The sequence below is a fragment of the Pedobacter sp. Leaf176 genome (genome assembly GCF_001424305.1).
Lineage (GTDB): Bacteria > Bacteroidota > Bacteroidia > Sphingobacteriales > Sphingobacteriaceae > Pedobacter.
This window is the reverse complement of record NZ_LMPD01000001.1, coordinates 883720-896014: the sequence shown is the minus strand read 5'-3', so window position 1 is coordinate 896014 and position 12295 is coordinate 883720. Positions and strand designations below refer to the sequence as shown.

The 12295-nt window shown below is 39.3% G+C and carries 7 protein-coding genes; all 7 read right to left on the bottom strand.

Features of this window, described 5'->3' with window-relative positions:
• Positions 1–12: 12 nt before the first annotated feature.
• The 7 genes from ASF92_RS04075 to pgmB all read right to left on the bottom strand — a co-directional run bounded on the left by ASF92_RS04075 (position 13) and on the right by pgmB (position 12164).
• Positions 13–3288 (bottom strand): SusC/RagA family TonB-linked outer membrane protein, encoded by a 3276-nt coding sequence (locus ASF92_RS04075; protein ID WP_231729738.1) that lies wholly within the window; start codon positions 3286–3288, stop codon positions 13–15.
• Positions 3289–3468: 180 nt separating this feature from the next.
• Positions 3469–4527: a FecR family protein gene (locus ASF92_RS04070; RefSeq protein ID WP_056088136.1), complete on the bottom strand. Its 1059-nt coding sequence runs from the start codon at positions 4525–4527 to the stop codon at positions 3469–3471.
• 283 nt (positions 4528–4810) lie between these two features.
• Entirely contained in the window at positions 4811–5365 is a 555-nt protein-coding gene (locus tag ASF92_RS04065; protein WP_056088134.1) for an RNA polymerase sigma factor, read from the bottom strand.
• Between the two features lie 371 nt (positions 5366–5736).
• Complete coding sequence (locus ASF92_RS04060) at positions 5737–7113, bottom strand: MFS transporter (protein WP_056088132.1); 1377 nt, start codon at positions 7111–7113, stop codon at positions 5737–5739.
• Positions 7114–7230: 117 nt separating this feature from the next.
• Positions 7231–9096 carry an alpha-amylase family protein gene (locus ASF92_RS04055; RefSeq protein ID WP_231729737.1) on the bottom strand — a complete coding sequence of 622 codons (1866 nt, stop codon included), beginning with the start codon at positions 9094–9096 and terminating at the stop codon, positions 7231–7233.
• Positions 9093–11411 (bottom strand): glycoside hydrolase family 65 protein, encoded by a 2319-nt coding sequence (locus ASF92_RS04050; RefSeq protein ID WP_056088130.1) that lies wholly within the window; start codon positions 11409–11411, stop codon positions 9093–9095. The genes ASF92_RS04055 and ASF92_RS04050 overlap by 4 nt, the downstream gene beginning before the upstream one ends.
• A 75-nt stretch (positions 11412–11486) precedes the next feature.
• Entirely contained in the window at positions 11487–12164 is a 678-nt protein-coding gene (pgmB, locus tag ASF92_RS04045) for a beta-phosphoglucomutase (protein ID WP_056089156.1), read from the bottom strand.
• Positions 12165–12295 lie beyond the last annotated feature (131 nt).

Here is a 12295-nt window from a genome sequence, read left to right as displayed (position 1 = left end):
TCGTTTAAAGGATTATAACTTAACACTTAAATTTAAACCGTATGTGCGTACTGGCGGTACACCACCCAACTCCATACCCGGAATGGTTGCATTATAACTCGACTCCGGATCGATGTTATCGGTTTTCTTCATCAGAATGAATAAATTACGCCCAACGAAACTTAGATTTAAGCCCTTGATCTTATTGTTAAACATTTTGGCAGGGAAGTTATAACCCAGAATTACTTGCCTGAATTTAATGAAGCTAGCATCCTGTACAAACTGTTTAGAAACGTTATTCGCATATGTACTGTAATAGTTTGCAGCATTAATACCCAAAGCATCTCGATTTTCAAGCGTTGCCTGGTGTAAGCCAAAAATATAGCCATAGTAATCTGTAGCCGAGAAAATCTTTCCACCCCATTTCCCGTCTATTAAGAAAGATAAGTTTACACCTTTATAATTGAATTCATTGTTCCAGCCTGCAGCCCATTTATTGTAAGCAGAACCATAAGCTTTCAGTTCACCTCTCTGCGGAGCTCCATTGGTATCTTTTACAATATTACCAGTTGCGTCATACAGAAAATCGTAGGCCATAACCTGTCCAATGGCCATTCCTTCAAGATTTTGCAGGAAACCCACATTGCTTCTCGAAGTTGCAAGTAACTGAGAGGCCGTACCAGGCGCCAGTGTTAAAACTTTATTATCATTATAAGAACCGTTCACACTTGATGTCCATTTAAAATCGTCTGCCTTTAAAACAACGCCTGAAATTAGGGCTTCAACACCCTTGTTTCTAAGTTTACCGATATTTAGTACCGCACCGCTATATCCGGTAGTGGTTGAAGTTGGAACCGGAAGAATTTCATCCGTTGATTTTTTGTTATACCAGGTAACATCAAAACTTAATCTATCACCAAAAAATCTCATTTCTGTACCAATCTCCAGCTCTGTAGCTTTAGAGGCACGTAAAGATGAATTCGGGATAGAACTGTTTACGATGTTGCCAAGTGGAGCACCATTTACGGATTCACTGCGTAAATTATAATAAAGCTGGGTTTGAAAAGGGTTTGTTGCCTGACCAACCATTGCATAGCCTGCTCTTAATTTACCGAAACTTAAAAAGGATGGTTTCCACAATTCTGAAAATACAAATGAACCACTAACAGATGGATAAATTACATCAAGCTTATTGTCTTTTCCAGGTGTGGCTAATGTTGAAAACCAATCTGTTCTGGCACTACCGGTTAAATATAAAATGTCTTTATAAGCAAGTTCCAAAGTACCATAAACAGATTGCGTTTCCTGATCCAGTTTATAAGCAGAAACAGATTTACCGCCTGTATTAGCCAGCGTATAGATCCCAAAAATTTGAAACGACGCCCCGCCATTGGTTATGCCTTCACTTTTTGTACGACGATAACTCGCTCCAAGATTTGGCGTTATCGAGAAATCATCAATTTTAAAAGATTTACCAATTAATCCATCGATGTTAATATCCGAAAACTTACTGTTTTGTTCGGTATAGCCACCATCTGCATCATACGCGGTACCAGAAGGTGTTACAGCGATATAGCTGTCATTGTATGAATCTCTACCTGCTCTACCTTGGATGAATAAACCATTATCAAAAGTATATTTTGCGCTAAATGAGCTTAGTAAACGCTCCCTTTTAGTATCGTGGATAAAATCGTTTGCGGCAAACCATGGATTGGTTGCATAGGGATTGCCTGTGTTATAGGAAAGCTCAGATCCATTTGGATTTTTGCCTGGCTGAAGCGTTGCAATATTAACACTTGTTGGTAAAAATGCCGCATTGTAATTAGCGTTGCCAGCACCATCCGATAGCATAGGCCTATTTTTTGCCTGTTCAAGAATATAATTCATCCTGGCATCTATAACCAGGTTTTTGATCGGGTCGAAAGTTCCTGATAAGGTAAAATTCTGCCTGTCGAGACCAGAGTTGGGCACAACTGAGTTGTTGGTTAAATCGCTTGCGGACAAACGAATTACGCCACCGGTGAAGCTTTTATTTAATGCCAGCGTGTTTGTCCAGCTTCCGCCAGTCCGGTAAAAATCTTCGATGTTATTTTCCTGAGCGCTATATGGTCGGCTTTGTCCATCAAATTGAATTACACTGCTACCATCTAGCCTTGCGCCCCAGCTCGAACTTCCTGTTGAAGCAGCCGCAAGCTGTGTCGTTGGTTTTTGTCCATTTACACCCTGACCATACACATATTGCCAGTTTGTTCTATCCATAACCTGCTCAGCAACATAATTACTGCTAAATTCAATGCTATTCCCTTTTCCACTTTTCGTGGTAATTAAGATAACACCTGCTTTGGCACGGTTACCATATAAGGCAGATGCTGCAGCACCTTTTAATACCGAAATACTTTCTATATCATCAGGATTTAAATTACTTATCGCATCGCCTAAATCTGGTGCATTGTCATATTGCCCGCCGTTATTACCAATTCCAATTGTACTCCCAAATCCAACAGGTGCACTTTCCATCGGGATACCATTTACAACATACAATGGCTGACTGGATGGACCCAAACTGGAGACACCACGAATGGTTACATTCGTTGCGGCACCTGCACCGCCCGATGTTCCCGCAATGTCCAAACCGGCAACTTTACCAACAAGAGCATTCGTAATATTATTTTCTCGAGCCTGGGTCAGCGTTTCCCCACCGATTTGCGTAACCGAATAGCCAAGTGCTCTTCTTTCTTTCTTAATGCCTAAAGCAGTTACAACGACATCGGTTAATTGCTTGCTGTCTTCGCTTAAAACAATGTCGAAGTTTGTTTGAGAGCCTATTGAAATTTCTTTTGTTTGAAAACCTGCGTACGAAACCACCAATACTGCATTTTCTGGCGCATTCAAAGCAAATTTTCCGTTTACATCCGTTGACGTACCTATTGCAGTTCCCTTTACCCTCACCGAAGCGCCAGGTAATGAACCACCCTGCGCATCTTTCACCGTCCCGCTAATCGGAACTTCTTTGTTTCTACTGATTACAATTAAACCGCCATCAGAAACGGAGTACTTTAGATTTGTTCTGTTAAGGATTGCAGACAGAACATCCGTAACCGGAATATTGGTCACGGTAATACTTACATCCTTATTAACAGGAACATAAGAAGAGCTGTAGACAAAATGATAACTGCTTTGCTGCTCTATAATCTGTAAAACCCTGGCTAACTTCGTTTTTTTTACATCGAGAGAAATTTTTTCCTGAGAAAAAACCGATGCCGAAACATTAAGACAGGTAATGAAAACCATAATACAGGTTAGTTTCATTAGCATAATGAATTTTAAAAGCGTCCTGTATCTCGGGCGCCCTTGCAGTAAGTAATAATAAATCATATTTTTGTTTTTTTGGTTGCATAGTTATTTGGCAGCAATCTGTTCGCGCATAAACTGCCATTGATAGATCAAAGAAGAATTGTAAGGGCGGTGCGCCAACACCGTCCTTTTTTATTACTTCGAGATGATTACTTGATTTCCTTTTATCTCATATTTAAAATTTTCTACTTTTTGTAATGCGGACATCACCTGATCAATACTTTCATGACTAAAGGTTGCCGTAAATCGATATTTTTCAACATCAGGATTTTTAAACTTGATTTCTACATTGAACCATTTCTCCAGAACCGCTCGTATTTCATCAAAATCCTGATCATAAATTTCTATCCTGTTTTGCGTCCAGGCGGTTTCTACGATGGTGCTGTCTTTTATTAAAGTATAGTGGTTTATTATAATTTCTGGCCGGGTTGCCGCAGGCTTTGCAGCCTTTCGTGCTTCTTTTGCAACCTCTGTTTTATAAAATGTTACTTTCTGACTTGGTTTAAGCGTAATTGTTCCGCCATTACCATTCACAGCTTCCATTGTAATTAACCCCTTGATTAAAGTTGCTTCAGACGATGTCTCATCGGGGTACGCCTTAACATTAAAAGATGTACCCAAAACGTTGATGTTAAATTCTTCGGTGCGCACTTTGAAAGGCTTATTTTTGTTATGGATAACATCAAAATAACCTTCGCCTCTTAATGTAACCTCACGAAAAGTTTGATTAAATTCCTTTCCTATTGACAATGAGCTCTGCGCATTTAACAAAACTGTTGAGCCGTCAGGAAGGGTAATTTTTTTCCTCTCACCACTTTTGGTTTGAAATGTTTTTGCAACTAAAACAACTTCTGTGTTGCCTACCTGATAAGACCGATACAAAATGCCGATACTAGCTACCATTAAAATGGCAGCAGCCACTTTAAGCCACTTATAGTTTCCGGCAACCTTTAGTGAGTTCTCGCTATTATAACTTTCTTTTAAAGAATTTAGCTGATTATTTAGCGGACGTTTATTTCCGCTCAAAATGAAATGTAATTTTCTTGCTTCGGCAATAACATTTGCCTGTTCTGGATGAGCCGCAATATACTTCTCCCAATATTCACTGCAAAGCTTGTCGCTCCCTGCACAGTACTGCTGAAATGTACTGTCAACAAGAAAATCTTCTGCATTGAATTGACTTCTATCAATCATTATTATTTGGCTTTTACCTATCAGTGCCTAAAAAGTTTACTTTTTCCTAAAAAAAAATTAACTTTTTTTTAACAAACCAGAATATTTGTACAGCAGATGCTTAAAACAAAGAAATTTATTTGTCTCTGAGCTCATTTTAACAGGAAAAGGTTGAATATTTTAAATCAGAAATGGCTGTTCTGCAAAACCTTATTTAATTGCCCCGCCCGAAATTGCAGGACGGGGCTCATGTAGGCAAGAGAAGACTAGAAACTAGATAATTATCCTCCGGCTGACTTTCCATTTAAGCCTTAAGTTCTTTACGCAGAACTTTCAATGCGTCATAAACGGTATTATAGGCTGTTTTTATCGTTTGATTGGTTTGCTCAGCGATTTGCTCGTAACTAAGTCCATCAAAAAATTTAAGGTGTATTAATTGTTTCTGCCTGAAGGTTAGTTTATCGAGCGCATTTTTCAACTGGTATCGAACCAGTTCATCGCTTTGAACTTTCACAATAAATTCTTCGTAACTCATCTCCATCCAGTCTCCATCGGCGCCAGCGTTGCTCAAAGCAACACTTAATTTTTTCTTACGTTCAAGAATTCTAATCAGTTTACGTTTTAGAAACGTGCGTAGATAAGCCTCAACATTATCAACGCGGTTAAGCGTTTCATGTTTTTCCCAAATGGTGGTAAACACCAGGTCGGTAGCCTCGCTGGAAATATCTGAATCAGCACAAACCCGGATTCCGAAATTTACAAGCGGGTAATAAAGGGCAGCATAAAGATCAAAAAAAGCATCCTTGTCGCCAGAACGTAGCCGTTCCCAGAGCAAGTGATGCGTTAATTTGTTCTCCATATATTTTAGATAGTTGTTAAAGCAATATTAACTAAAATAGATAAGAAAGTTGTCAAAAAAGCAGCCAATTCGATGATTTTATAAAGCTAAGCTACTTCAGGACTGCTTTACTGAAACATGGCACTCTCCTGGCACCAAAATTTCGGTAAAGCTGTTAGATGAAAGATTAATACTGGTTTCACCAGATGAAGTTTTGTTTGCAGGGAGTATTGCGCTGTGATAGCGTTAACAGATCACGGGAGTTTTTTATTTGCTTAGATTATTTAGGATTTTTACCATGAAGAAAGAAGTAGCACAGAGTCATACAAATCATTAGATTTTTTGCTCAGTTTACTTCATGTAACGTTTGCGTCTTTGTTGCTATATAATATTTAAACTGATCTGTTTTCTTCGATTCCGAGTCCTGCGGCCAGGACATCATCAGTTACCTTTGGTTCTTTTATGAATACATAACAGATAATTGCCGCCAAAACCATTAGGCCACCACCCAATTGTACTGCTAAAAGCCTGTCGTTGTTAAGCACATTCCGCATTAACCAGCCGAAACCAAGCGATGCGATAATTTCAGGCAATACGATGAAAAAGTTAAAAATGCCCATGTAGATACCAATTTTATCTTTGGGTAAGGAACCGCTTAGCATCGCATAAGGCATAGAAAGGATACTCGCCCAAGCGATACCGACACCTGTCATACATAAATAAAGCATATTTTTATCGTGTACCCAAGCCACGCTGATTAAGCCAATTGCACCACAGATCAAACATAAGGCGTGGGTGGTTTTGCGACCTAAAGCGTCAGCAATTTTAGGTAAGACCAAGGCAAAAAGGAAAGTAATTACGCTATAATAGGCCAGGGTTAAACTTCCAAAGTCGGCCCCTTGCGCATACACCGGGTCGGCAGCATCTTTACCGCCAAAAACGTTTACAGCCACTGCAGTGGTATAATAAAACCACATTAGAAACAAACCTGGCCAGGTAAAAAACTGAACTAAGGAAACGATTTGCATGCGTTTAGGCATGTTCTTTAAAGCACTGAATATTTCGGAAACACCTCCGCCAAAACCTTTATTGCTTTCCCGAACTTTTTCTTTAAAGTCTACATCTTGCGGCGGATATTCTTTAGTGGTAAAAACTGTCCACAATACGGCTGCAAAAAAGAAAAACGCACCGATATAAAATGAGAACTTCACATTTTCGGGAATCTGACCTTGTGCTGCTGTATTTTGTAGGTCGAATAAATTTTTCATCAACCAGGGCAAAGCCGATGCAACGCTCCCACCTAAACCAATCATCATACTCTGCATGATGAAACCACGATTAACCTGGCTATCAGGCAATTTATCGGTAACAAAAGCACGGAAAGGCTCCATAGCGATGTTGCCGAAAACATCCAATACCCAAAGCAAACCGGCTGCCATCCATAAGGCACTGCTATGCGGCATGAAAATTAAAGCGATGCTACTTACAATAGCACCTATCATAAAATAAGGCCTTCTTCTGCCCCACTTCGGGTGCCAGGTTCTGTCGCTTAAATAACCAATTATGGGTTGAACCAACAAACCAGTTAGTGGTGCAGCCAGAAACAATAAAGGAACCTGATCGGGATTGGCACCCAGGTTTTCGTAAATACGGCCCATGTTGGCACGTTGTAAGTCCCAACCGAACTGGATTCCGAAAAAACCAACACTCATGTTAATAATTTGTGCAAGTGTTAATTTCGGGTTCTCGATTATTGTTTTTAAGCTCATTGTATTTGGTTTTTATTTAAACGCAAAGGGCACAGCGTGGAAAAGCGCTAAGGCCGCAAAGCTAGTTCTTCTATTCTTTTCGAAAATCTTTGTGTCTTTGCGGTTAATTATAAAGGTTTAAAATTCTATCACTTGTGCCGAAACAGGGCTAAGTTTTACAGGAATGCTCGTTCCTGCTGGTATATTTAATTTTCTATCTGTTAACAAATCTGTAACCGGGGATGAATGTTTCACTTTCAATATGTTATCAGGAATTTCAATGTTAGCGTCTAAAGTTTGGTTTCTATCGAAATTAGCGACTACCAGCAAACGCTGCTTGCCCGAATAGCGGATGAAGGCATACATGCGATTATTCATATTTCCCACCTGTGGAACATCATAGATTTCACCGTTCACAACTGCATCACTTATTGAAGTTACTTTTAACAGCTGCTTGTAGTAAGCTCTTAAGTTATGTTGTGCTGCGTTAAGCGAATGGCCATCGAATAAGCCGCCATTCATCCATTTCTGATGATTTGGAACACCCCAATAATCGAAAATTGTGGTGCGGTTGTCATCACCACCAAAACCTTCCTTGCCTTTGCCGGGTTCGCCCACTTCCTGACCGAAGTAAAGCATTACCGGACCAGAACCCAGTGTTGCTGATACCACCATTGCAGGCAGAGCCAGTTCAGCTTTGCCCGCAAAACCTGCTGATGCAATTCGTTCTTCATCATGGTTCTCTAAAAAGCGCAACATATTTTTGCCAAAACCAGCGCTTTCGATCTGCCATACATAACGGATGTCTTTCACATCTGCATTGGGTTCATTTTTGATTAATCTTTTTAATCCGTCGTATAAACCAACTTTATCATACAGGTAATCGAACTTTCCTTCTTCTAAATATTGCTTGTAAACCTGAGGATTGTAAGCTTCACCCAGAAAAATAAGCTTCGGGTTCTTTTGTTTAACCTGAGGAATAACCCAATTCCAAAATGCAATAGGAATCATTTCTGCCATATCGCACCTGAATCCGTCAACACCTTTTTCTGCCCAAAAAATTAAAATATCACGCATTTTCGTCCAAACCGGAGGGATGGGATTAAAATATTCTTTTCTTCCGTTTAGATAATCCACGCCATAGTTCAACTTAATGGTTTCGTACCAATCATCATATTTTGGAGCAGCAGTAAATGCATCATTACCAGTAGCTTTAGCAGGATTTTCATCGAAATACCCATCCTGCAGAACAGAAAGTGGTGTCTTTTCTCCATTGGTTGGCACCACAAATGGCCGACCAGGGACATAATAAAAATCATTTTTTGGATTAAACGCTTTAGTTACATCATCATTAGCACCAAAGTCGATAACATTTTTTGTCCTGGCGTAAGAATGGTAACCTCTGGCTACATGGTTTGGAACAAAGTCGATAATGACCTTTAGATTCTTTGCATGTGTTCTTTTCACTAAAGCTTCAAATTCGTGCATCCGATTTTTCACATTCACTGCCAAATCAGGATTTACATCATAATAATCGCGGATTGCGTATGGAGATCCAGCTCTTCCTTTCACCACGTCGGCATCGTCAACCTTAATTCCATAATTCGAATAATCGGTTAGGCTTGCATGTGCAATAACGCCCGTATACCAAACGTAATTTACATGCAATTCTTTGATCCCATCCAGCGCCTTATCTGTAATATCATTAAACTTGCCAGAGCCATTTTGCTCAATGGTTCCATAAGGTATGTTGGTGGTATTTTTGTTCCCGAATAAACGGGGCAATAACTGATATATAACGATTTGCTTATCGTTCATATTTTTACTCTTTTTTTGTGCAAAGGATGATTGTGAAATAATGGTAAAGATAAGTAAAAGAGCTAAAATCCTCCCCCTGTCCCCTGCAAAGGGAGACAGATATGAAGCCGAAAAACTATCCTTGCTTGCTAAGGATTTAGGTGAAAACCCTCTACCTTCGACCTCTAAACCACCAACCTTTATCATACCAACTCTGCGTTATTTACTTCGATTTCTGCGTTTCCAGATAGTTTATAAAACTGACTTCTGATTCCGATTTCTAAATCAACAGCATTATTATTCTTAATATTGATACCGTTTTCAGTGATGTTTATTTTCAAAGTCGCACCTCTGAAACCAATGGTAAACGAGAACGATTTCCATTGCTTTGGTAAGAAAGGATTAAACTGCAATTTGCCATCACGAACACGCATACCAGCGAAACCTTCTACTACACTCATCCAGGTTCCGGCCATTGATGTAATGTGTAAGCCATCTTCCGTATCGTTGTTATAATCATCCAAATCTAAACGAGCAGTACGTAAATAAAATTCGTAAGCACGGGCTTCATCATTTAATTTAGCCGCTAAAATACTATGTACGCAAGGCGATAAAGAACTTTCATGAACGGTACGTGGCTCGTAAAAGTCGAAATTTCTTCTGATGGTTTCCAAGTCGTAATCCTCTTCGAAGAAGTACAATCCTTGTAAAACATCAGCTTGTTTGATAAATGGCGAGCGCAAAATTCTATCCCAACTCCATTTCTGGTTGATTGGTCTTTCACTTGCTGGTAAGTCTTTTACCAAAGTTTGCTCCTTATCCAGATATCCATCCTGTTGCAAGAAAATGCCTAGATTTTTATCCTCCGGATAATACATTTTCTCAATGATATCTGCCCAATCGGCAAATTCCTGAGCATCAAAATTTAAGCTTTTTAATAAGCCGTTATATTTTTCTGGCTGCCGATTTTTTACTATATCCGCAGCTTCTGTTGCATACTTCATGCACCAGGTTGCTAATAAGTTGGTGTACCAGTTGTTGTTTACGTTGTTTTCGTATTCATTCGGACCAGTTACGCCGAGCATTACATATTGTTGTTTTTCACCGCTCCAATTAACACGTTGTTTCCAGAAACGGGCAATGCCGATGAGCACTTCCAAACCAAAATCCGATAAATAGCTTTCATCACCAGTATAGCGGATGTAATTGTAAATCGCGAAAGCAATAGCACCATTTCGGTGAATTTCTTCAAAGGTGATTTCCCACTCATTGTGGCATTCTTCGCCATTCATCGTAACCATTGGATACAATGCAGCGCCATCTTTAAAACCTAATTTCGCCGCATTCTCTATGGCTTTGCCCAGTTGTTTGTGGCGGTAAACCAACAAGTTTTTGCTTACTTCCTGCGGAGCCGTTGCTAAGTAAAAAGGTACACAATAAGCTTCGGTATCCCAATAAGTAGAACCGCCGTACTTCTCGCCGGTAAAACCTTTCGGACCAATATTCAACCTATCATCTTTACCAGTATAAGTTTGAAATAATTGGAAAATATTGAAACGGATTGCCTGCTGAGCCGAAACATCTCCTTCAATTACAATATCGCTTTCTTCCCATTTGGTAGCCCAAGCCTCAGTTTGTTCTTTTAATAACGTATCGAACCCTTTTGCTATAGCATTTTTAATAACTTCTTTAGCTTCTTTTAAAAGTGATTCTTTTGCATAATTTTCTGAAGATAAATTTGCAGCAACTTTAATCAAAGTGATTTCCTCGTTCGCTTTTACATCAACAGAAAAAGTTTGTCCAACGAATTTTTCTTTACGAACAGCCTCTGAATTGATGGAAATTTTCTCCGAATTTTTGTACAATCCGATATGACTTCCAGTGCATACTTCAAATTCAGTTTTCTTTGTCCTTAATTTGATGTAAGCTTCTGTTTCAGTGATTTCATCAGAAACCAAGGTCCAAAATTTCTCATCATAGTTGCTATCCTGATTTTTGATATCTCCATCAATAAAAGGCATTAAAGTGATTTTCCCATTAAAGTTTAAAGGCGTAATGCTATAACGGATTGCACCAACTTCATCATCAGCAATGCTGCAAAAACGAGTAGCCATCACTTTTACCGTTTTACCACTTTTAAGTTTGGCAGTGAAAGTACGTTCCAAAACACCAGCATGCATATTTAATACGCGTTTGAACTCACTTACTTCAGCAGTTGCCAAATCCAAGATTTCATCATCCAATTTCACTTCTATACCTACCCAGTTCGCTGCATTTAAAACTTTCGCGAAATATTCAGGATAACCATTTTTCCACCAACCGACACGGGTTTTATCCGGATAGTAAACACCTGCAACATAGTTACCCAAAAGGGTCTCTCCGGAATAAGTTTCTTCAAAATTGGCACGCTGACCCATGCGGCCATTACCCAAACTGAAAATACTTTCCGAAATTTTATTCAAATGTGGATCAAAGCCTTCTTCGATAATGTTCCACTCATCTGCTTTAATGTAATTCTTCATATCTAGTATCAAGTAGTTAGTATCAAGTATCAAGACTAGCCGTCTTAAACATTTAACCCTACGCCTTAAACCTTATTATAATTTTTTTAAATCTTCAACCGTTAACTTATCTAAACCACTTACCACTACATCGGCTTGGCTTAGCAAGCTTTTTTCTCCAATTCCTATGGCCTTCATTCCGCCACGTTTTGCGGCCTCAACGCCTGCAACAGCATCTTCAAAAACCACACATTCATCTGGTTTAAAGCCTAAAAATTCTGCGCCTTTCAAGAATACCTCAGGGTCGGGTTTTGATTTCGTAACCATGTTACCATCTACAATTTCATCAAAGAAATGAGCAAGATTGGTACGTTCTAAAATGATTCCTGAATTTTTACTTGCAGAACCCAAAGCAAGTCTATAACCTGCTTGATGAACTTCAGTCAGAAAATCAACCGTTCCAGGCAATACCTCCGCTGGCGTCATCTTGGTAATCATATCTACATACCAGCTATTTTTTAAAGTAGCAAGTTCTTCCTTTTCAGTATCAGTTTTTTCAATGCCGCCCCAGGACAGAATTTTATTTAAACTCTCTACCCTGCTTACCCCCTTCAATTGTTCATTTTGTTCCTCTGTAAAATCGAAGCCCATTGTGTTGGCCAGACGTTTCCAGGCTTGGTAATGGTATATGGCTGTATCGACCAGCACGCCGTCTAAATCAAAAAGACAGGCTTTAATTGATGTTGAAGGTTCCGGATATTTATTTTCTTGCATTGTGTTTATATATAAGCCCCACCCCAACCCTCCCCAGAGGGGAGGGAGCGCAAAAGCGTTTATGTAATTATCTTAATTCTATTTTATTATTTTATTATCCTTTGGTTATATAACCTTTTTCATTTATTAGT